This window comes from Ramlibacter sp., from assembly GCA_019635435.1.
Taxonomy (GTDB): Bacteria; Pseudomonadota; Gammaproteobacteria; order Burkholderiales; family Burkholderiaceae_C; genus JAHBZM01.
Genome location: JAHBZM010000001.1, coordinates 2277654 through 2298146 on the forward strand (window position 1 = coordinate 2277654; position 20493 = coordinate 2298146).

Consider the following 20493-nt stretch of genomic DNA (forward strand, 5'->3'; position numbering starts at 1 on the left):
GTTGGGGATTCACCCGAGGGTCTTGCCCCGCACGCGAGGCGTAGACTGGCCGGGACCCACGCGGGCGCCGAACCCCGGGGCCACGCAAGGGCATGCAAGGAGACAAGCTTTGCGCGCCACGAACATTGCAGACCCGGCCTATTTCCACAAGGTCGTTGACTGCCAGTACGCCTGTCCGGCCCACACCCCCGTTCCTGAATACATCCGCCTGATCGCGCAGGGTCGCTACAGCGACGCCTACATGGTCAACTGGACCTCCAACGTGTTCCCCGGCATTCTGGGGCGCACCTGCGACCGGCCCTGCGAGCCCGCGTGCCGCAGGGGGCGCGTGGAAGAGGCCAATGCGCAGCAGCCCGAACCCGTGGCCATTTGCCGGCTCAAGCGCGTGGCCGCCGACATGAAGGACGACGTGAGCCAGCGCATGCCCAAGCCGGCCAAAGCCAGGAATGGCAAGCGCGTGGCCTGCATCGGCGCCGGGCCCGCGTCGCTGACGGTGGCGCGCGACCTCGCACCCCTGGGCTATGAGGTGACGGTGTTTGACGGCGAGGCCAAGGCCGGCGGCTTCATCCGCACGCAGATCCCGCGCTTCCGCCTGCCGGAGTCGGTGATCGACGAAGAGACGGGCTACATCCTGGACTTGGGCGTCACTTTCAAAAGCGGGGAGCGCATCGAATCGATGAAGGCGCTGCTGGCGCAGGGCTATGACGCGGTGTTCGTGGGCTGCGGCGCGCCGCGCGGGCGCGACCTGGACTTGCCCGGCCGCAAAGAGGCGGCGGCCAGCATCCACATTGGCATCGACTGGCTGGCTTCCGTGTCGTTTGGCCACATCACGAAGATTGGCAAGCGCGTGATCGTGCTGGGCGGCGGCAACACGGCCATGGACTGCTGCCGCTCGGCCCGGCGCCTGGGCGGCACCGACGTGAAGGTGATCGTGCGAAGCGGCTTTGACGAGATGAAGGCCTCGCCCTGGGAGAAGGAAGACGCCCAGCACGAGGGCATTCCCATCATCAATTTCCACGTGCCCAAGGCCTTTGTGCAGCAGGACGGGAAGCTGATTGGCATGACGTTCGAGATTGTGAAGGCGGTCTACGACGATCGCGGCAAGCGCAGGCTCGAGCCCACGGGCGAGCCCGATGCCTTCTTTGAATGCGACGAGGTGCTGGTGGCCGTGGGCCAGGAGAACGCGTTCCCCTGGATCGAGCGCGACTGCGGCATCGAGTTTGACGAATGGGGTCTGCCCACGCTGGGCCAGGAGACGCACCAGTCCACCGTGCCCCATGTGTTCTTTGGCGGCGATGCGGCCTTTGGCCCCAAGAACATCATCACGGCCGTGGCCCATGGCCATGAGGCGGCGGTGTCGATCGACCGGTTGCTGAGTGGTGAAGACGTGGGTGCGCGGCCCGACCCCATGACCAATTTGATGTCCCAGAAGATGGGCATCCACGAATGGAGCTACGACAACGACACCTCGAACGACCTGCGCTTCAAGGTGCCCTGGACCGCCGCTGAAAAGGCGCTGGCCAGCATCAAGGTGGAGGTGGAGCTGGGCTTTGACGCGGCCACAGCCTTCAAGGAGGCGCAACGCTGCCTGAACTGCGACGTGCAGACAGTGTTCAACGCGCCCGCCTGCATCGAGTGCGACGCCTGCGTGGACATCTGCCCGATGGACTGCATCAGCTTCACCACCAATGGCGAGGAGGCCGAACTGCGCGCGCGGCTCAAGGCGCCCGCGCTCAACCTGACGCAGGACCTGTATGTGGCCGACGGCCTCAAAACCGGCCGCGTGATGGCCAAGGACGAGGATGTGTGCCTGCACTGTGGCCTGTGCGCCGAGCGCTGCCCCACGGGAGCCTGGGACATGCAGAAGTTTTTGCTGACCACGACGCAGGCCGGGCCGTGCGCGCGGGACAAGCCCGTTGGGGTCGGGGACAACTCCGTTCGGGCTGAGCTTGTCGAAGCCCTTCGACCCTTCGACGAGCTCAGGACAGGCCAGGCTCAGCCCGAACGGCAAGCAGGGAGGGCTGCAGCATGAAACAGATCGAAGCCATCAACGATTTCGTCATCAAGTTTGCCAACGTCAATGGCTCGGGCTCGGCCTCGGCCAACGAGCTGTTTGCCAAGGCCATCCTGCGCATGGGCGTGCCGGTGAGCCCGCGCAACATCTTTCCCAGCAACATCCAGGGCCTGCCCACCTGGTACGAGGTGCGCGTGAGCGAGCAGGGCTGGCTGGGCCGGCGCGGCGGCATCGACATGATGGTGGCCATGAACCCCCAGACCTGGGACGCCGATGTGGCCGAGATCGAGCCCGGCGGCTACCTGTTCTACGACAGCACGCGCGCGCTGCCGCCCTCGAAGTTCCGCGACGACATCCACGTGATCGGCATGCCGCTGACCGAGATCTGCAATGCCGTCTACACCGATCCGCGCCAGCGCCAGCTGTTCAAGAACATTGTGTATGTGGGCGCCTTGTCGGTGCTGCTGGAAATCGAGCCCGCGGTGATCGAGAAACTGTTTGGCGAGCAGTACAAGGGCAAGGAGAAGCTGCTGGCTTCCAATGTGCAGGCCCTGCACCTGGGGCGCGACTTTGCCAGCGAGCACCTCAAGGCGCCGCTGGGCATTCGCGTCAGGCGCGCCGACCGCGTGGGCGACAGCATCTTCGTGGACGGCAACAGCGCTGCCGCGCTGGGCTGTGTGTATGGCGGCGCGACGGTCGCGGCCTGGTACCCGATCACGCCGTCGTCGTCGGTGGCCGAGGCCTTCCAGAAATACTGCGGCAAATACCGCGTTGATCCGGCCACGGGCCAGAACCACTACGCCATCGTGCAGGCCGAAGACGAGATCGCTTCCATTGGCATGGTGGTGGGCGCGGGCTGGAACGGCGCTCGGGCTTTCACCGCCACCTCGGGCCCCGGTGTGTCGCTGATGACGGAGTTCATCGGCCTGGCCTACTTTGCCGAGATTCCGGTCACCATCATCAACGTGCAGCGCGGCGGGCCGTCCACCGGCATGCCCACGCGCACGCAGCAGGCCGACCTGCTGGCCTGTGCTTACGCCTCGCATGGCGATACCAAGCACGTGCTGCTGTTCCCCGAGGACCCGACCGAATGCTTCGAGCATGCCGCGGCGGCGCTGGACCTGGCCGACCGGCTGCAGACACCCGTGTTCGTGATGACCGACCTGGACATCGGCATGAACCAGCGCCTGTGCGCCCCCTTTGCCTGGGACGAGGCGCGCGAGCTGGACCGCGGCAAGGTCATGACGGCGCAGGAGCTGGAGGCCGGCCGCGACTTTGGCCGCTACAAGGACGTGGACGGTGACGGCATCCCCTGGCGCACGCTGCCCGGCACCCACCCCACCAAGGGCAGCTATTTCACGCGCGGCACCACGCGCAATGCCTATGCGCAGTATTCAGAGCGCGGGCCCGACTACATCTACAACGTGGAGCGGCTGCTGCGCAAGTTCGCCACGGCCGCCACGCTGGTGCCCCAGCCGGTGTTGCGGGCCGCCAGCTGCAAGACTCGCCTGGGCGTGATTTACTTTGGCTCCACCAGCCCGGCCATGCATGAAGCGCTGGAGGTGCTGACCGGTCAGGGGATTCATCTGGATGCGTTGCGCCTGCGGGCCTTTCCGTTCCCGGCCAGTGTGCGCGACTTCCTGGATGCGCACGACGAGGTGTTCGTGGTCGAGCAAAACCGCGATGCCCAGATGCACAGCCTGCTGGTCAACGAGCTGGAGGTCGATCCGGCGCGGCTGGTGCGCGTGCTGCACTTTGACGGAACGCCCATCACGGCTCGCTTCATTGCCGGCGCCATCACCCAGCAGGTCCATGCCGAGGTGGTGAAGCCGCGTTCACGCAAGTCCCGGGAGAAAGTGGCATGACCTACATCACCAAGCCGCGTTTGCACCACCCCTCGCTGGAGGCCAACAAGGTGGGCTACACGCGGCGCGACTACGAAGGCAAGATTTCCACGCTGTGCGCGGGCTGCGGGCACGACAGCATCAGCGCGGCCATCATCCAGGCCTGCTGGGAGCTGGACATCGAGCCGCACCGCGTGGCCAAGCTCTCGGGCATTGGCTGCAGTTCCAAGACGCCCGACTATTTCCTCGGGGCTTCCCACGGCTTCAACACGGTGCACGGGCGCATGCCCAGCGTGCTGACCGGTGCCAACCTGGCCAACCGCGACCTGCTGTACCTGGGCGTCTCGGGCGATGGTGATTCAGCCTCGATCGGGCTGGGCCAGTTCGCGCATGCCATGCGCCGCGGCGTCAACATGGTCTACATCGTGGAGAACAACGGGGTCTATGGCCTGACCAAGGGCCAGTTCTCGGCCACCGCGGACCGGGGCAGCAAGAGCAAGAAGGGGGTGCTCAACTCCGACAGCGCGATCGACCTGATCGGCATGGCGCTGCAGCTGGGCGCCACCTATGTGGGGCGCGGCTTCTCGGGCGACAAGGCGCAGTTGGTGCCGCTGATCAAGGGCGCCATCCGCCACGGTGGCGCGGCCTTCATCGACGTCATCAGCCCCTGCGTGGCCTTCAACAACCATGCGGGCAGCACCAAGAGCTACGACTACGTGCGCGAGCACAACGAAGCCGTGAGCCGCATCGATTTCATCTCCAGCCGCGACGAGTTGACCACCACCTATGCGCCCGGCGAAGTGGTGGAGGTGGAGCAGCACGACGGCATGGTGCTGCGCCTGCGCAAGCTGCACGAGGGCTACGACCCGACCCACCGCGTGGCGGCCATGAACTTTGTGCAGGAGCGCCAGGCGCAGGGCGAGGTGGTCACGGGCCTTCTGTATGTGGAGCCCGACGCCACTGACCTGCATGCCGCGCTCAACACCAGCGCCCGGCCGCTCAATGCGCTGGGGCAGGAGGCGCTGTGTCCTGGCGTGGCCGCGCTGGACAGGCTCAACGCCAGCCTGCGCTAGCTGGCTGGCGATTCAGTAGCGCAACTGGCCATTGCCATCGATGATGGCCAGTTCCACATAGGACGAGCCGTTGTGCGACTGCGGGCTGTAGGCCGCGACGAACCGGCCGAAGCGGATGTCGCCCGCGGCCTCCATGCCCTTGATGAACGATTCGGTGCTCAGGTTCTTGCCCGCCCGGCGCAGCCCCTCGACCAGCAGTTTGGCATGGACGAAACCCTCAAACTGCGAGGCTGACGGCGCGGCATCCACCGCCTTGTCGGCCAGCAGCTTCTGGTATTCCATGACCACCGGAGTCGAGGTGTTCTTGAGTGACGGCATGATCTGCGCGAGCACGATGCCCTGGGCATCCGGCCCCAGGATCTTGTTGATCACGTCGACGCTGGCCACCGAGAAGCCGTAGAAGCCCGGCTTGTTCCCCGCCTGGCGCATGGCCTTGATGAAGTTGGGTACGGTGCTGCCGGCCGTGCACAGGATCACGGCTTGCGGCGCCGCGCCGCCCATGGTGGCCGCGGCCGCCTTGAAGTCGGGCTGCTTGGGGTCGACCCTGGCCTCGACGGTGAGCTTGAGGTTTTCCTGCGCGGCGGCGGCGCGCACTTCCTCGAGCAGGGTCTTGCCGAAGATGTCGTCCTGGTAAAAGGCGCCAATGCGGGTGATGCCCGTGAGCTTGAGCTGAGTGACGATGCGCCGCGCCTCGTTGGCATAGCTGGCCCGTACGTGGAACACGTGGCGGTTGAACTGCGTGCGGAATGACGAGGCGCCCGTGACCGGGCCAAACACGATGGTCCGGCTCTCCTCCAGCAGCGGCAGGATGGCCGCGGTGTGCCCGGTGCCGGTGTTGTTGTAGATCAGGAAGACGTGGTCGTCGTGGATCAGCTTGCGGGTGTTTTCCACGGCACGCTTCACGTCAAAGCCGTCGTCCAGCGTGGTGTAGACGATCTTGCGGCCAAAGATGCCGCCTTGCTCGTTCACCGCGTCGAACACCATGCGCGAGCCCACACCGTACTCGCGGGTCTGCGCGCCCAGCGGGCCGCTGAGCACCGCCGAGGCACCAATGCGGATCTCGGTGGGGGTGACCCCCGCGTCGCCGGCGCATGCCCAGCCGGCGTGGGCGGCAAGCAGCAGGCCAAGGGCCATCCTGAGGGCGGCAAAAGGCGGGCGCAGAGCCGCCCGGGTGTGCGTGGGCAAGTCCATGAGGTGTCTCCATTCACCGCCTGGGTGGCGGCAATAAGGTTATCTTGAATAACCAATATAGTTCTTGTTTGTAATTAAATGGCCCGTGTTTTCCCTAGCCTGCAGGACTTGTGCAAGCGGGCGAAACGGCTGGCGTGGCCGTCGTCAGGCTTCAGGCGGTGTGCGGCGGGCCCGGGCCCTGGCCAGCGCGGCTTCGATCACGCTGCGCTTGCGATCGGCCTCGGTGCCTTCGGCCCCATGGGTGTGGGCAGGCAGGTCGGCCAGGTGGGCGAGGGCCTTGGCTTCGAGTCGCTGGCGGTTCTCGTCTTCAGCCAGTTGACGCCTGGCGCTGTGGAACTCATAGCGCGTGCGGGCCTGGGCGGCGTCGGCTGCGGACCAGGCGGCCCAGCCGGTCAGTTCGCCGCTGGCGTTTTCCAGGCTGATGCAGTCCACCGGGCAGACCGGAATGCACAGTTCGCAGCCGGTGCAGTACGGCTCGATCACGGTGTGCATGAGCTTGTTGCCGCCAAGGATGGCGTCGGTCGGACACGCATCAAGGCACAGGGTGCAGCCGATGCACCACCCCTCATCGATCACCGCAAGCGTGCGCGGCGCCTCGGTGCCGTTGGCGGGGTTCAGGGGCAGGGCAGGGTGCCCGGTCAAGGCGGCGAGGCGGGCAATGCCTTCGCTGCCACCGGGCGGGCACTGGTTGATGGCCGCCCCTTCATGGGCGATGGCGTGGGCGTAGGCCGCGCAGTCCGGGTAGCCGCAGCGCGTGCACTGGGTTTGCGGCAGCGCCGCGTTGAGGCGCTCGGCGAGCGGACTCACTGCCGGGCGGTGGCCCGCTTTGCTACCTTTTTGGTAGCGGGTCGTGCCGGACGGCTGCGGGCTGCAGGCTGTTTGACCTCTTCGTTGTGGGCGGCGATGAAGGCCTTGACCTGAGGGTAGACAATCTCGCGCCAGCGCCGGCCGCTGAAGATGCCGTAGTGCCCGGCGCCCTTGACCTCCAGGTGCTGCTGGCGTGACCTGGGCACGCCCGAGCACAGCTCGTGCGCGGCTTCGGTCTGGCCCGACCCCGAGATGTCATCCAGTTCACCCTCGACCGTGATGATGGCCGTGGTCTTGATGTCTTCGGGGCGCACGAGCTCGAGTTCGCCGTCTTCGTTCCTGACCTCCCAGGTGCCGTTGACCAGGGCGAAGTCCTGGAAAACGATCTTGATGGTTTCCAGGTAGTAATCGGCGTCCATGTCGAGCACGGCGTTGTACTCATCGTAGAACTTGCGGTGCGCCTCGGTGCTGGCGTCGTCGCCCTTGAGCAGGTCCTTGAAGTAGTCGTAGTGGCTCTTCAGGTGCTTGTCGGGGTTCATGGCCACAAAGCCGGTGTGCTGCAGGAAGCCCGGGTAGACCCGCCGGCCCGCGCCCGGAAAGTTCTGAGGCACGCGGAAGATCACGTTGTTCTCGAACCACTCGTAGCTCTTGTTCATGGCCAGGTTGTTGACCGCCGTGGGCGACTTGCGCGCGTCGATGGGGCCACCCATCATGGTCATGGTCAGCGGCGTGGTCTCGCCGCGCGAGGCCATCAGCGACACCGCCGCCAGCACCGGCACGGTGGGCTGGCACACGCTGACCACGTGGCAGTTGCCGTAGATGCCCTGCACATGGCGGATGAACTCCTGCACGTAGTTCACGTAGTCGTCCAGGTGGAAGGAGCCCTCGGACAGCGGCACGGTGCGCGCGTTCTTCCAGTCGGTGATGTAGACCTTGTGGTCCTTGAGCATGGTGCGCACCGTGTCGCGCAGCAGCGTGGCGTAGTGGCCCGACAGCGGGGCGACGATGATCACGGCCGGCTCGCCCTTGAGCTGGGTCAGGGTCTGGGGGTTGTCGGTGAAGCGCTTGAAGCGGCGCAGCTCGCAAAAGGGCTTGTCAAGCTCCACGCGCTCATGCACGGCGACTTCAGTGCCGTCGATATCGATCGTGGTCAGGTTGAAGGCGGGTCGTTCGTAGTCCTTGCCCAGCCGGTACATCAGATCGTAGCCCGCCGAGACGCGCTGCGCGAAAGGGTTCTGGCCAAAAGGAGAGAGGGGGTTGCTGTACAGCTTGGCGGCGGCCTGGGCAAAATCGGCAAAGGGCTCCATCAGGGAGCGCTGGGTTTCATAGATCTGGTAGAGCATCGTGAGCGTCCGCTTCAACTTTTGTTGCAATGCAATATAACAGCTGTGATCCCTTGTGAAATGAGGTGAAAACACCAATGCCGCTGTGGTTTGTCACGATCCTGCAAGCTTTCTGGCGGAACTTCCGCACTGCGGAACCACTCTCAAAGTGGTTATAAGTGCTAATCAAATACATGTATCGCCGAACAATGCTGGCCGCGGGTGCCGCGGCCGGGCTGGGGACCCTGATGACCACGCTTGCTGAATCCACGTCCGCCAGCCCCCTTTCCGGGCTCAAAAAGAGCCCGCGCATGCCGGTGCTGTTCCTGGGCCATGGCAGCCCGATGAACGCCATCGAGGACAACGAATACCGGCGCAGCTGGCAGGCCCTGGGCGCCGAATTCGGCAACAAATACCCTCGGCCGCAACTGGTGCTGTGCATTTCGGCGCACTGGCTCACGCGCGGCTGGTGGCTGACGGGCATGGACAAGCCCAAAACCATCCATGACTTTGGCGGTTTTCCGCAGGAATTGTTCGACCAGCAGTACCCCGCGCCGGGCGCGCCCGCGCAGGCCAAGGCCATCAGCGCGGGCATCAAGGCACCGCCCGTGGGCCTGGACCTGCAGGAATGGGGCTATGACCACGGCACGTGGTCGGTGCTCAAGCCGATGTTCCCCAAGGCGGACATCCCCGTCATCCAGCTCAGCATGGACTACGCGCGGCCGCCGGCCGAGCATTTCGCGCTGGGCCAGCAACTGGCCCGCTTGCGCGACCAGGGGGTGCTGATCGTGGGCAGCGGCAACATCGTTCACAACCTGCGGGCCACCCGGCGCGAGGCCTCGCCAATCCAGGCCTATGACTGGGCCATCGAATTCGACCGGACCGTGGCCGCCCAGCTTGAGTCCGGTCAACTGGGCGCGCTCGCGGATTTCCAGAAGCAGGGCACGGTGGCGCAAATGGCGCACCCCACCTGGGACCACTACCTGCCCCTGCTGCATGCCGCCGGAGCGGCCGACCCGAAGGATCCAGTGCGCTTTTTCAACAGCAATTACCAGGCGGCGTCGATCTCGATGCGCTCGGTGGTCTGGGGCTGAGGCCGCCGGCCTGCGGCTCAGGCGCCGGACAGCGCGCGCGCGACCAGGCTGCCGCCCGTCAGCAGCAGCACGCCATAGAGCACCTGCATGAAGCGCTGGCGGTCCAGCCGCAGGGTGATGTGATGCCCCAGATAAAGCCCCAAGGCCATGGCCGGCAGCAGGCACAACACCAGCAGCAACAGCGACGCGTCGAAGTAGCGGCCGGCGATGGTGAACAGGCCAACGCGGATCGATGAACTGACCACCAGCACGGCGGTCTGGGTGGCGCGGATCTGCTGCGGGTCATCAAGCCGGCGCGTGAGGTAGATGGAGTAAACCCATCCCCCCGCGCCAAACAGCGCGCTCAGCACGCCACCGGCGGCGCCAAACCACCAGGCCCAGGCGGCGGCCAGCGGCGGTTTCTGCGCCTTGGGCCGCAGGCCGTTGAGCGCGTACAGCACCACGAACACGCCCAGCGCCAGCATCAGCGTGCGCACCGGCACCGAGAACAATATCCAGGCGCCGAAGGCGCTGCCCGCAAACATCGAAGGCACGAGGCGCAGGACTTCGCGGCGGGCCACCAGCGGGCCCAGCCGCAGGCCGTTGGTGCACGCCGCGAGAAAGTCGGTCAGCGCCAGCGCGGGCACGACGGTGGACACCGCCAGCACGTGGGCCAGCACGGGCGCGGCCACCAGCGTGGTGCCAAAGCCGATCATGCCGAAGACCAGGTAGCCCACCACCAGCGTGGGCTCGGCCACCAGCAGCGTGACCAGGTCGGGCAGGGCGCTCATGCGTCGCGCGCCATGGAGCAGGTGCGCAGCCAGGGCCAGCGGGCGCGGTAGCTGGCGGCCTTGGCCGCGAACAGGGCCGGGTGGTCGCACAGGGGGTTGGGCGAGAGCATTCCCTCGTAGAGGTCGTCCAGCCCATGGGGCGCGTGGAGTTCGATCGCGCCGCCGTTGCCGCTGCTTTGCAGGCCAACGCAGGTGCAGCGCACCAGGAAGCGGTTCATGCCGTCTCGCGAGTCGCGCAGGGCCGGGTAGGGGTGGCCAAAGCAGGCGGGATACCAGGTGTGCACCCGGGCCTGGTTTTTGGCCTCGATCTCGATGGGCAGGTCGGCGCAGGCGGCCTGCAGGCGCCGGTTGACCGATTGCTCGGCTTCCTCCGACAGATCGCCCGCGTCAAAGTAGAAGAGGTCGTAGTCGTTGATCTGCGCCTCGGGCGGCTGGGCTGAGCGCAGGTTCCAGACGGTCTGGAACAGGCACCCGGCCACCAGCCAGGCATCCGGCAGACCCCAGCCGTCCATGCGGCTCAGCAGGGCCCGGTTGTGGTTGTTGCGCAGCACATCCTCGATGAACTGCGCGGGGCTGACGGGCGTCAGATGACCTTGGCGATGCACTCGCAGACGTAGTCGATGTTCTTGCTGTTGAGCGCGGCCACGCACATGCGGCCGGTGTCGGTGCCATAGACGCCAAACTCGCTGCGCAGGCGGACCATCTGGTCCTTGCTCAGGCCCGAGTAGCTGAACATGCCGATCTGGTCGGTGATGAAGCCCATGTCCTGCTTGACGCCGGCGGCCTTGAGCTTTTCGACCAGCGCAATGCGCATCTGCTTGATGCGCAGGCGCATGTCGCCCAGTTCCTTTTCCCACAGTGCCCGCAGTTCGGGGGTGTTCAGCACCATGGCCACCACCGTGCCGCCGTGGATGGGCGGGTTGCTGTAGTTGGTGCGGATCATGATCTTGAGCTGGCTCAGCACCCGGCCGCATTCTTCCTTGTCATGGCACAGCACGCTGAGCGCCCCGACACGCTCGCCATACAGGCTGAAGCTCTTGGAGAACGAGGTGGACACGAAGAACTCGAGGCCGGCCGCCACGAACTTGCCGATGACCGCGCCGTCCTCGGCGATGCCGTGGCCAAAGCCCTGGTAGGCCATGTCGAGGAAGGGCGTGAGCTGGCGGGCCTTGACGGCCGCAATCACCTGGTCCCACTGCGCGGGCGTGATGTCATAGCCCGTCGGGTTGTGGCAGCACGCATGCAGCACCACGATGGTTCCGGCGGGCGCTGCGTTGAGGGCCGCCAGCATGCCGTCAAAGTTGATGCCGCGGCTGGCCGCGTCGTAGTAAGGGTAGGACTCGACCACGAAGCCGGCCTGGGTGAACAGGGCGCGGTGGTTTTCCCAGCTGGGGTCGCTGATCAGGACCTTGGCCGCGGGGTTGATCTTTTTGAGAAAGTCGGCGCCGATCTTCAGGCCGCCCGTGCCGCCCAGGCCCTGCACCGTGGCCACGCGGCCCGACTGCACGGGCTCGCTGTCGGCGCCGAACACCAGGCTCTTGACGGCCGAGTCGTACGCGGCTATGCCGTCGATGGGCAGGTAGCCGCGGGCTTTGGGGGCTTCCATCATCTGTTTTTCCGCCGCCTGCACGCATTCGAGCAGCGGGAGTTTGCCGTTGTCGTCGTAGTAGACGCCCACGCCGAGGTTGACCTTGTTGGGGTTGGCATCAGCGGCGAACTGCTCGTTGAGGCCCAGGATCGGGTCGCGCGGGGCCATTTCGACGGCGGTGAACAGAGACATGAGAATCCTTTGGGAGTTGTCAGTAGCGTGATTCCCGCTGCTGCTGTAGCCTTGCGGGTTATCCCTGATTTTAGCCGCGCCGGATGCGCGGCACCCGCCCGCCCACCATGCCAGAAATCATTGAAGTCATTCCGGAAAAGCAAAACGGGGAGTTCATCCGCTTCCCCGACTCGCCGTTCGAGCTGTTCCAGCCCTATCCGCCGGCCGGCGACCAGCCCACCGCCATCAGTCAGCTGGTCGATGGCGTGCGCGACGGCGAGGTGTTCCAGACGCTGCTGGGCGTGACGGGCTCGGGCAAGACCTTCACCATGGCCAACGTGATCGCGCGGCTGGGCCGCCCGGCCATCGTGTTCGCGCCCAACAAGACGCTGGCCGCGCAGCTGTACAGCGAGTTCCGCGAGTTCTTCCCCAGGAACGCCGTGGAGTATTTCGTCAGCTACTACGACTACTACCAGCCCGAGGCCTATGTGCCCCAGCGCGACCTGTTCATCGAGAAGGACAGCTCGATCAACGAGCACATCGAGCAGATGCGCCTGAGCTGCACCAAGAGCATCCTGGAGCGGCGCGACGTGGTGATCGTGGCCACGGTGTCGGCCATCTACGGCATTGGCGAGCCCGAGAGCTACCACCGCATGGTGATGACGCTGCGCGCGGGCGACACGGCCGGGCAGCGCGATGTGATCGCCCAGCTCATCCGCATGCAGTACCAGCGCAACGACCAGGACTTCACGCGCGGCAAGTTCCGCGTGCGCGGCGACACCATCGACGTGTTCCCGGCCGAGCACAGCGAGCTGGCCATCCGCATCGAGCTGTTTGACGACGAGGTCGAGAGCCTGCAGCTGTTCGACCCGCTCACCGGGCGCATTCGCCAGAAGATCCCGCGCTTCACCATTTACCCGTCGAGCCACTACGTGACGCCGCGCGACAAGGTGGTGGCCGCCGTGGAGACCATCAAGATCGAGCTTGACCAGCGGCTCAAGGAACTGGTGGGCATGGGCAAGCTGGTGGAGGCGCAACGGCTGGAGCAGCGCACCCGGTTCGACCTTGAAATGCTCAGCGAAGTGGGGCACTGCAAGGGCATCGAGAACTACACCCGCCACCTGTCGGGCGCCGCGCCGGGCGATCCGCCCAGCACCCTGACGGACTACATGCCGCGCGACGCGCTGATGTTCCTGGACGAGAGCCACCAGATGATCGGCCAGCTCAGCGCCATGTACAACGGTGACCGGGCCCGCAAGACCACGCTGGTGGAATACGGCTTTCGCCTGCCCAGCGCGCTGGACAACCGGCCGCTCAAGCTCGAGGAGTTCGAGCAACGCATGCGCCAGGTGGTGTTTGTGTCGGCCACGCCCGCGGCCTACGAGCAGCAGCATGCGGGCCAGGTCGTGGAGCAGCTGGTGCGGCCCACCGGCCTGGTGGACCCCGAGGTCGAGGTGCGCCCCGCCACCCACCAGGTGGACGACGTGCTCCAGGAAATCCGCATCCGCGTCGAGAAAAACGAGCGCGTGCTGATCACCACGCTGACCAAGCGCATGGCCGAGCAACTGACCGATTACCTCAGCGACAACGGCGTCAAGGTGCGCTACCTGCACAGCGACGTGGACACCGTGGAGCGGGTGGAAATCCTGCGCGACCTGCGGCTGGGCGCCTTCGACGTGCTGGTGGGCATCAACCTGCTGCGCGAAGGGCTGGACATCCCCGAGGTGTCGCTGGTGGCCATACTGGACGCCGACAAGGAGGGCTTCCTGCGCGCCGAGCGCAGCCTGATCCAGACCATCGGGCGTGCCGCGCGCAACCTGAACGGGCGCGCCATCCTGTATGCGGACCGCATGACCGATTCCATGAAGAAGGCCATTGGCGAAACCGAGCGCCGCCGCGTCAAGCAGGTCGCCTACAACCTGCAGCATGGCATCACGCCGCGCAGCATCGTCAAGCAGGTGCGTGACCTGATCGACGGGGTCTACAGCGAAAAGGCCGGCAAGGAGGCCGAAAAGCTCGAGCTGCAGCGCGCGGCGGTCGAGGACATGAGCGAAAAGGACATCGCGCGCGAGATCAAGCGCCTTGAAAAGGTCATGTTGGAGCACGCCCGCAACCTGGACTTCGAAAAGGCCGCCCGGGTGCGCGACCAGCTCGCGCGGCTCAAGGAGCAGGCCTTCGGGGCGCCCGGCATCGACAACATCGTGCCTTTTCCGGACGCGAAGCGGTCCTGAGGTCCGCTTTGCAGGGGCTGCGCCGCGGGCTGGATGCGGCGATGCAGCAAAAAGTGTGACTGATCAGTCTAGTTACCCGAGCGAATCAATGGGATTTAGGGTATACTTGACGCAAACACTCAACAACAAACCCATAACGATGAGGTCAACCCCATGTGGCGTTGACGAGGGCCCGGTATCAGCCGGGTAACGGGCGGAGACGGTGCCCTGGCGGCCGGCCGCCGGGGTGGTGAATTGGTAAGCCTAGCATTTAAGGAGCTTGCAATGCGTCTCACAACCAAAGGCCGCTTCGCGGTCACCGCGATGATTGACCTGGCCCTGCGCCAGAACAACGGCCCCGTGACCCTGGCCGCGATCAGCCAGCGCCAGCAGATTTCCCTGTCCTACCTGGAACAGCTGTTTGGCAAGCTGCGCCGCCATGAGCTGGTCGAATCCACCCGGGGGCCAGGAGGCGGTTACACGCTCGGGCGCAAGGCGGCCGACATCACCGTGGCTGACATCATCGTTTCGGTGGATGAACCCATCGACGCCACCCAGTGCGGCGGCAAGGAAAACTGCCTGGGCGACGGCGGGCGCTGCATGACGCATGAGCTCTGGGCCTCGCTGAACCAGCGCATGGTCGAGTTCCTGGACTCCGTGAGCCTGCAGAAGCTGGTGGACGAGCAACTGGCCAAGGGCATCCAGATCGAGGACAAGCCCGCCGTGAAGCGCGCCATCTCCAGCCAGCCCGTGGTCAAGCCGATCCGCGTGAATGCGCCCAACTCGGTGTTTGCGCTGGGCAATGCATTCGCCAAGTCCTGATCCCTTCGTTTTCCGCCAGCAGTTACCGCCAGCCATGGACGCCACTCCCCACTTTCCCATCTACATGGACTACAGCGCCACCAACCCGTGCGATCCGCGGGTGGTGGATGCCATGATCCCCTGGTTGCGCGAGCATTTCGGCAACCCGGCCTCGCGCAGCCACGCCTGGGGCTGGGAGGCTGAGGCCGCCGTCGAAAGGGCCCGCGGCCAGGTGGCCGACCTGATCGGCGCCGACCCGCGCGAGATTGTCTGGACCTCCGGCGCGACCGAGTCCAACAACCTCGCGCTCAAGGGGGCGGCCCATTTTTACAAGACCAAGGGCAAGCATCTGATCACGGTCAAGACCGAGCACAAGGCCGTGCTGGACACCATGCGCGAGCTGGAGCGCCAGGGCTTTGAAGTGACCTACCTTGATGTCCAGGAAGACGGCCTGTTGAGCCTGGACGTGCTCAAGGCAGCCATCCGCCCCGACACCATCCTGGTCAGCGTCATGTTCGTCAACAACGAAATCGGCGTGATCCAGGACATCCCGGCCATCGGCGCGCTGTGCCGCGAAAAGGGCATCGTCTTCCACGTGGACGCGGCCCAGGCCACGGGCCGGGTGGATATCGACCTGGCCTCGCTGCCGGTGGACCTGATGAGCCTGACCTCGCACAAGACCTATGGGCCCAAGGGCATCGGGGCGCTGTTCGTGCGGCGCAAGCCGCGCGTGCGCATCGAGGCGCAAATGCACGGCGGCGGCCACGAGCGCGGCATGCGTTCGGGCACGCTGCCCACCCACCAGTGCGTGGGCATGGGCGAGGCCTACCGCATCGCCAAGGCCGAGATGCACGAGGAAAACAAGCGCATCCGTGCCCTGCACGACCGCATGCTCAAGGGCCTGCAGGACATCGAGCAGGTGTTCATCAACGGCCATGCCGACAGGCGCGTGCCGCACAACCTCAACATGAGCTTCAACTTTGTTGAGGGCGAATCGCTGATCATGGGCATCAAGGGCCTGGCCGTCTCGTCGGGCTCGGCCTGCACCTCGGCCTCGCTCGAGCCCAGTTATGTGCTGCGCGCCCTGGGCCGCAGCGACGAACTGGCCCACAGCAGCCTGCGCATGACCATCGGCCGCTGGACCACCGAGGAAGAAATCGACTACGCCGTCTCCACCATCCGTGCCAACGTCGCCAAGCTGCGCGACCTGAGCCCGCTGTGGGAGATGTACCAGGACGGGGTGGACATCAGTTCCATCCAGTGGACCGCTCATTGAATTCAAGAGGACCCCAAAATGGCTTACTCCGAAAAAGTTGTTGATCACTACGAAAACCCCCGCAACGTCGGCTCCTTCGACAAGGGCGACGATTCCGTGGGCACCGGCATGGTGGGCGCCCCGGCCTGCGGCGACGTGATGAAGCTGCAGATCAAGGTGAACCCGCAAACCGGCGTCATTGAAGACGCGCGCTTCAAGACCTACGGCTGTGGCTCGGCCATTGCCTCCAGCTCGCTCGTGACCGAGTGGGTCAAGGGCAAGACGCTGGACGAGGCCGCAGCGCTGAAGAACAGCCAGATCGCCGAGGAACTGGCGCTGCCGCCGGTCAAGATCCATTGCTCGATCCTGGCCGAGGACGCCATCAAGGCCGCCGTGGACGACTACAAGAAGAAGCACGTCGCGGTCGCTGTTCACTGAGGGGTTCGGGTTCCATGGCGATTTCCCTGACAGAAGCCGCGGCCCGGCACGTCTCGCGTTACCTGTCCAAGCGCGGCAAGGGCGTGGGCGTGCGGCTGGGCGTGAAGACCACCGGCTGCTCCGGCCTGGCCTACAAGCTCGAGTATGTGGACGACATGGCGCCCGAGGACGTGGTGTTCGAGAACCACGGCGTCAAGGTGCTGATCGACCCCAAGAGCCTGGCCTACATCGATGGCACCGAGCTCGATTTCGTGCGCGAGGGCCTCAACGAGGGCTTCAAGTTCAACAACCCCAATGAGCGCGACCGCTGTGGTTGCGGCGAGTCCTTCAGGGTTTGAGCCCCTTGCGCACTCCCGCCACGGCCGCCTGCGGGGCGGCTTTTTCTTGACATGAACCTCCAGTCCACCGATTTCGAGCTGTTTGACGTGCCGGCCCGGTTTGCCCAGGACCGGGCCGCGCTGGACGCGCGCTGGAAAGAGCTGCAGCGCGAAGCGCACCCCGACCGGTTTGCGGCGCAAGGCGAAGCGGCCCAGCGGCTGGCGCTGCAGTGGTCGGTGCGCATCAACGAGGCTTACCAGCGCCTGAAGGACCCGCTGCGGCGCGCGGCCTACCTGTGCGAGCTGCAGGGCGCGCCCATCAACGCCGAGAACAACACCGCCATGCCCGCTGCGTTCCTCATGGAGCAGATGCAGTGGCGCGAGGCGCTGGACGAGGCGGGCACGGCCGTCGAGCTCGACGCGCTGGACGACACGCTGAGGGCCTCGCGCGCTGAAGCGCTGCGGCAGCTTGAAGACCTGCTTGACACCCGGCGCGACTACCCGCGCGCTGCCCAGCAGGTCAGGGCGCTGATGTTCATCGAGCGCTTTGCCCATGACGTCGAAGCGCGCATTGACCAACTGGGACAATAGGGCCCAACGACAGAACCCCATGGCATTGCTTCAGATTTCAGAACCCGGACAGTCCCCCGATCCGCACCAGCGGCGCGTCGCGGTCGGCATCGACCTGGGCACCACCCATTCGCTGGTGGCTGCCGTGCGCAACGGCGTGGCCGAATGCCTGCCCGATGCGCAGGGCCGCGTGATCCTGCCCTCGGTGGTGCGCTACCTTGAGAACAATGGCCGCCAGATCGGCCATGACGCCGTGGACGCGGCTTCCGCCGACCCGGAAAACACCATTGCCTCGGCCAAGCGCTTCATGGGCCGGGGCCTGGCCGACATCGAGGGCCGCGAGAAGCTGCCCTACCGCTTCGTGGACAAGCCCGGCATGCTGGCCCTGCAGACCCGCGCCGGCGAGAAGTCGCCCGTGGAAGTCAGCGCAGAGATCCTCGCCACGCTGCGCCACCGGGCCGAGGACACCTTCAACGACGACCTGTATGGCGCGGTGATCACGGTGCCCGCGTATTTTGACGACGCGCAGCGCCAGGCCACCAAGGACGCGGCCCAGCTGGCCGGCATCCACGTGCTGCGCCTGATCAACGAGCCCACGGCGGCCGCCATTGCCTATGGCCTGGACAACGCGAGCGAGGGCATCTACGCGGTCTACGACCTGGGCGGCGGCACCTTCGACATCTCCATCCTGCGCATGAGCAAGGGCGTGTTCGAGGTCATGGCCACCGGCGGCGACTCGGCGCTGGGCGGCGACGACTACGACCGCGCGCTGGCCGACTGGGTGCAGGAAAAAGCCGGCGCCCGCGCCGCGACGCCCGGCGACAAGGCCGCGCTCAAGCAGGCGGCCCGGGTGGCCAAGGAGGCCCTGTCTGCTACCAATTCAGTAGCACTCAGTGCCCGCCTGTCGGGGACTCCCATTGATTTTGACCTGACATCGGCCGATTTCGAGGCCGCCACGGCGGCGCTGACCGCGCGCACCCTTGCCGCAGTGCGCAAGGCCTTGCGCGATGCGCGGCTGGGCAAGGACGACATCCGGGGCGTGGTGATGGTCGGGGGCTCCACGCGCATGCCTCAAATCCAGCGTGCGGTGGCCGAGTTCTTCGGGCGCCCGCCGCTGGTCAACCTCAACCCCGATGAGGTCGTGGCGCTGGGCGCGGCGATCCAGGCCAACCAGCTGGCCGGCAATGACACCGCCGGCGACCTGCTGCTGCTGGACGTGATCCCGCTGTCGCTGGGCATTGAGACCATGGGCGGCCTGGTGGAGCGCATCGTGCCGCGCAACGAAACCATCCCGACCGCCAAGGCGCAGGACTTCACCACCTACAAGGACGGCCAGACCGCGCTGGCGCTGCACGTGGTGCAGGGCGAGCGCGACCTGGTGGCCGACTGCCGCAGCCTGGCGCGCTTCGAGCTGCGCGGCATTCCGCCGATGGCGGCGGGCGCGGCGCGCATCCGCGTGACCTTCACCGTGGATGCCGACGGCCTGCTCAGCGTCAATGCGCGCGAGCAGGGCAGTGGCGTGGAGGCGCGCATCGACGTCAAGCCGTCGTACGGCCTGTCGGACGAGCAGATTGCCGCGATGCTGCAGGACAGTTTTTCCACCGCCGAGCAGGACATGAAGGCGCGCGCCCTGGTCGAGGCCCGGGTTGATGCCGACCGCATGCTGCTGGCCACGCAAAGCGCGCTGGCGGCCGACGGGGACCTGCTTGACGCGGCTCAGCGCGCCGAAGTCGAGGCCTTGATGGACCAACTGCGCAGGACAATGGCCCAGCAGCCCGAGGCTGCCGCGATCGAGGCCGCCACCAAGGCCCTGGCCGATGGCACCGAGTCCTTTGCCGCCCGGCGCATGAACCAGGGCATCCAGAAGGCGCTGTCCGGGCGCCGTGTCGAATCGATCTGAAAGCCCGCCATGCCCGTCATCCGGATTCTTCCCCACCCAGAATATTGCCCCCAGGGCGCCGAAGTCACGGCGCCCGCCGGCACCTCGATCTGCGAGGCGCTGCTGGACAACCACATCAACATCGAGCATGCCTGTGACATGAGCTGTGCCTGCACCACCTGCCACGTGGTGGTGCGCGAAGGCTTTGGCTCGCTCAACGAGCTGGACGAGAACGAGGAAGACCTGCTGGACCGCGCCTGGGGCCTGGAGCCCCATTCACGCCTGAGCTGTCAGGCCATCCTGGCGCAAAGCGATGTGGTGGTCGAGATCCCCAAGTACTCCATCAACCACGCCAAGGAAAACCACTAGGCGTCTGCGACCCTAGGCGATGGAATAGCCGCCGTCCACCGGGATGGCCGTGCCGGTGACAAAGTCCGACGCGCTGCTCGCGAGAAACACCGCAATGCCCGCCAGATCATCGGGCTGGCCCCAGCGGCCGGCCGGGGTGCGCGCCAGCACCCGCTCGTACAGGCCCTGAACCTGCTCGCGCGCGCCCTGCGTGAGCTCGGTGTCGATCCAGCCGGGCAGCACGGCATTGACCTGGATGCCGTCGCCGGCCCAGGCCGCCGCCAGCGAGCGCGTGAGCTGCACAATGCCGCCCTTGCTGGCACCGTAGGCCGAGGCATAAGGTGCGCCAAAGATCGACAGCATCGAGCCGATGTTGATCACCTTGCCGCCGCCCGCGCTCTTGAGGTGCGGCCAGGCCGCCCGGGCGCAGACAAAGGCGCTGGTGAGGTTGGTGTCCATGACGTGGCGCCATTCTTCCAGGCTCAGGTCCTGCGGCAGCTTGCGCACGGTGGTGCCGGCGTTGTTGATGAGCACGTCGAGCCGGCCGTGGCGCGCGACGCAGGCCGCCATCAGCGCCGTCACCGAGGCTTCGTCGCTGACATCGGCCTGCAGCGCGTCGGCCTGGGCACCCGCGGCCCTGAGCTGCTCCACCGCGCGGGCCGACTTGGCGGCATTGCGGCCCGCGATGACCACGGCCGCGCCGGCGCGTGCCAGCCCGGTGGCCATGGCCAGGCCGATGCCGCCGTTGCCGCCCGTGACCAGGGCCACTTTTCCGTCGAGATTGAACATGCCGTGCCTCCG

19 protein-coding genes are annotated in these 20493 nt (G+C 66.1%); 12 read left to right on the forward strand and 7 right to left on the reverse strand.

Annotation, left to right across the window (positions count from 1 at the left end):
* Positions 1-109 precede the first annotated feature (109 nt).
* Genes KF796_11065 through KF796_11075 form a run of 3 tightly spaced genes read left to right on the forward strand, consistent with a single transcriptional unit; the run spans position 110 to position 4931 of the window.
* Positions 110-2032, forward strand: coding sequence for an FAD-dependent oxidoreductase (locus tag KF796_11065; GenBank protein ID MBX3587171.1), 1923 nt, complete (start codon positions 110-112; stop codon positions 2030-2032).
* Positions 2029-3879, forward strand: coding sequence for a 2-oxoacid:acceptor oxidoreductase subunit alpha (locus tag KF796_11070; GenBank protein ID MBX3587172.1), 1851 nt, complete (start codon positions 2029-2031; stop codon positions 3877-3879). Before KF796_11065 ends, KF796_11070 begins: the two co-directional genes overlap by 4 nt.
* The gene (locus tag KF796_11075) at positions 3876-4931 is read left to right on the forward strand and encodes a 2-oxoacid:ferredoxin oxidoreductase subunit beta (GenBank protein MBX3587173.1); all 1056 of its coding nucleotides are present in this window, start codon (positions 3876-3878) and stop codon (positions 4929-4931) included. Before KF796_11070 ends, KF796_11075 begins: the two co-directional genes overlap by 4 nt.
* Positions 4932-4943: 12 nt before the next feature.
* Here KF796_11075 and KF796_11080 read toward each other — a convergent pair whose 3' ends face one another.
* The 3 genes from KF796_11080 to KF796_11090 form a co-directional block, all read right to left on the reverse strand.
* Positions 4944-6065, reverse strand: a complete 1122-nt coding sequence (locus KF796_11080; protein MBX3587174.1) for an ABC transporter substrate-binding protein — start codon at positions 6063-6065, stop codon at positions 4944-4946.
* 201 nt (positions 6066-6266) lie between these two features.
* A complete protein-coding gene (gene rsxB / locus KF796_11085) occupies positions 6267-6929 on the reverse strand; it encodes an electron transport complex subunit RsxB (GenBank protein ID MBX3587175.1) in 663 nt (220 codons plus the stop codon).
* Positions 6926-8272: a polyhydroxyalkanoate depolymerase gene (locus KF796_11090; GenBank protein ID MBX3587176.1), complete on the reverse strand. Its 1347-nt coding sequence runs from the start codon at positions 8270-8272 to the stop codon at positions 6926-6928. Before KF796_11090 ends, rsxB begins: the two co-directional genes overlap by 4 nt.
* Positions 8273-8499: 227 nt before the next feature.
* On the opposite strand from KF796_11090, the gene ygiD reads away from it, so the two are divergent.
* Positions 8500-9345 (forward strand): 4,5-DOPA dioxygenase extradiol, encoded by an 846-nt coding sequence (ygiD, locus tag KF796_11095; GenBank protein MBX3587177.1) that lies wholly within the window; start codon positions 8500-8502, stop codon positions 9343-9345.
* A gap of 17 nt (positions 9346-9362) precedes the next feature.
* Here the strand turns inward: ygiD and KF796_11100 are convergent, their stop codons facing one another.
* The 3 genes from KF796_11100 to KF796_11110 all read right to left on the reverse strand — a co-directional run bounded on the left by KF796_11100 (position 9363) and on the right by KF796_11110 (position 11895).
* Entirely contained in the window at positions 9363-10115 is a 753-nt protein-coding gene (locus KF796_11100) for a sulfite exporter TauE/SafE family protein (GenBank protein ID MBX3587178.1), read from the reverse strand.
* Positions 10112-10627 carry a nucleotidyltransferase family protein gene (locus KF796_11105; protein MBX3587179.1) on the reverse strand — a complete coding sequence of 172 codons (516 nt, stop codon included), beginning with the start codon at positions 10625-10627 and terminating at the stop codon, positions 10112-10114. Before KF796_11105 ends, KF796_11100 begins: the two co-directional genes overlap by 4 nt.
* Positions 10628-10698: 71 nt before the next feature.
* The gene (locus KF796_11110; GenBank protein ID MBX3587180.1) at positions 10699-11895 is read right to left on the reverse strand and encodes an aspartate/tyrosine/aromatic aminotransferase; all 1197 of its coding nucleotides are present in this window, start codon (positions 11893-11895) and stop codon (positions 10699-10701) included.
* Between the two features lie 107 nt (positions 11896-12002).
* Here KF796_11110 and uvrB point away from each other — a divergent pair, with 107 nt between their 5' ends.
* From uvrB to fdx, 8 genes are all read left to right on the forward strand, one after another.
* Positions 12003-14105 carry an excinuclease ABC subunit UvrB gene (gene uvrB, locus KF796_11115; GenBank protein MBX3587181.1) on the forward strand — a complete coding sequence of 701 codons (2103 nt, stop codon included), beginning with the start codon at positions 12003-12005 and terminating at the stop codon, positions 14103-14105.
* A gap of 264 nt (positions 14106-14369) precedes the next feature.
* A complete protein-coding gene (gene iscR / locus KF796_11120; GenBank protein MBX3587182.1) occupies positions 14370-14906 on the forward strand; it encodes a Fe-S cluster assembly transcriptional regulator IscR in 537 nt (178 codons plus the stop codon).
* A 34-nt stretch (positions 14907-14940) separates the two neighbouring features.
* Positions 14941-16161, forward strand: coding sequence for an IscS subfamily cysteine desulfurase (locus tag KF796_11125; GenBank protein MBX3587183.1), 1221 nt, complete (start codon positions 14941-14943; stop codon positions 16159-16161).
* Between the two features lie 18 nt (positions 16162-16179).
* A complete protein-coding gene (gene iscU / locus KF796_11130; protein MBX3587184.1) occupies positions 16180-16578 on the forward strand; it encodes a Fe-S cluster assembly scaffold IscU in 399 nt (132 codons plus the stop codon).
* A gap of 14 nt (positions 16579-16592) precedes the next feature.
* On the forward strand, positions 16593-16916 hold the full coding sequence (iscA, locus tag KF796_11135; protein MBX3587185.1) for an iron-sulfur cluster assembly protein IscA: 324 nt from the start codon (positions 16593-16595) through the stop codon (positions 16914-16916).
* Positions 16917-16967: 51 nt separating this feature from the next.
* Positions 16968-17486 carry a Fe-S protein assembly co-chaperone HscB gene (hscB, locus tag KF796_11140; protein ID MBX3587186.1) on the forward strand — a complete coding sequence of 173 codons (519 nt, stop codon included), beginning with the start codon at positions 16968-16970 and terminating at the stop codon, positions 17484-17486.
* A 19-nt stretch (positions 17487-17505) separates the two neighbouring features.
* Positions 17506-19365: a Fe-S protein assembly chaperone HscA gene (hscA, locus tag KF796_11145; GenBank protein ID MBX3587187.1), complete on the forward strand. Its 1860-nt coding sequence runs from the start codon at positions 17506-17508 to the stop codon at positions 19363-19365.
* 9 nt (positions 19366-19374) lie between these two features.
* Positions 19375-19713 carry an ISC system 2Fe-2S type ferredoxin gene (gene fdx / locus KF796_11150; protein MBX3587188.1) on the forward strand — a complete coding sequence of 113 codons (339 nt, stop codon included), beginning with the start codon at positions 19375-19377 and terminating at the stop codon, positions 19711-19713.
* 12 nt (positions 19714-19725) lie between these two features.
* Here the strand turns inward: fdx and KF796_11155 are convergent, their stop codons facing one another.
* The gene (locus KF796_11155; protein ID MBX3587189.1) at positions 19726-20481 is read right to left on the reverse strand and encodes a glucose 1-dehydrogenase; all 756 of its coding nucleotides are present in this window, start codon (positions 20479-20481) and stop codon (positions 19726-19728) included.
* Between the last annotated feature and the right edge of the window lie 12 nt (positions 20482-20493).

What these genes read in the sequence shown, in the direction of transcription:
- KF796_11070 (MBX3587172.1), top strand. Translation starts at nt 2,029, where the DNA reads ATGAAACAGATCGAAGCCATCAACGATTTCGTCATCAAGTTTGCCAAC.
- KF796_11075 (MBX3587173.1), top strand. Translation starts at nt 3,876, where the DNA reads ATGACCTACATCACCAAGCCGCGTTTGCACCACCCCTCGCTGGAGGCC.
- KF796_11080 (MBX3587174.1), bottom strand. Translation starts at nt 6,065, where the DNA reads ATGGCCCTTGGCCTGCTGCTTGCCGCCCACGCCGGCTGGGCATGCGCC.
- KF796_11090 (MBX3587176.1), bottom strand. Translation starts at nt 8,272, where the DNA reads ATGCTCTACCAGATCTATGAAACCCAGCGCTCCCTGATGGAGCCCTTT.
- ygiD (MBX3587177.1), top strand. Translation starts at nt 8,500, where the DNA reads ATGACCACGCTTGCTGAATCCACGTCCGCCAGCCCCCTTTCCGGGCTC.
- KF796_11100 (MBX3587178.1), bottom strand. Translation starts at nt 10,115, where the DNA reads ATGAGCGCCCTGCCCGACCTGGTCACGCTGCTGGTGGCCGAGCCCACG.
- KF796_11105 (MBX3587179.1), bottom strand. Translation starts at nt 10,627, where the DNA reads ATGGACGGCTGGGGTCTGCCGGATGCCTGGCTGGTGGCCGGGTGCCTG.
- KF796_11110 (MBX3587180.1), bottom strand. Translation starts at nt 11,895, where the DNA reads ATGTCTCTGTTCACCGCCGTCGAAATGGCCCCGCGCGACCCGATCCTG.
- uvrB (MBX3587181.1), top strand. Translation starts at nt 12,003, where the DNA reads ATGCCAGAAATCATTGAAGTCATTCCGGAAAAGCAAAACGGGGAGTTC.
- iscR (MBX3587182.1), top strand. Translation starts at nt 14,370, where the DNA reads ATGCGTCTCACAACCAAAGGCCGCTTCGCGGTCACCGCGATGATTGAC.
- KF796_11125 (MBX3587183.1), top strand. Translation starts at nt 14,941, where the DNA reads ATGGACGCCACTCCCCACTTTCCCATCTACATGGACTACAGCGCCACC.
- iscU (MBX3587184.1), top strand. Translation starts at nt 16,180, where the DNA reads ATGGCTTACTCCGAAAAAGTTGTTGATCACTACGAAAACCCCCGCAAC.
- iscA (MBX3587185.1), top strand. Translation starts at nt 16,593, where the DNA reads ATGGCGATTTCCCTGACAGAAGCCGCGGCCCGGCACGTCTCGCGTTAC.
- hscB (MBX3587186.1), top strand. Translation starts at nt 16,968, where the DNA reads ATGAACCTCCAGTCCACCGATTTCGAGCTGTTTGACGTGCCGGCCCGG.
- hscA (MBX3587187.1), top strand. Translation starts at nt 17,506, where the DNA reads ATGGCATTGCTTCAGATTTCAGAACCCGGACAGTCCCCCGATCCGCAC.
- fdx (MBX3587188.1), top strand. Translation starts at nt 19,375, where the DNA reads ATGCCCGTCATCCGGATTCTTCCCCACCCAGAATATTGCCCCCAGGGC.
- KF796_11155 (MBX3587189.1), bottom strand. Translation starts at nt 20,481, where the DNA reads ATGTTCAATCTCGACGGAAAAGTGGCCCTGGTCACGGGCGGCAACGGC.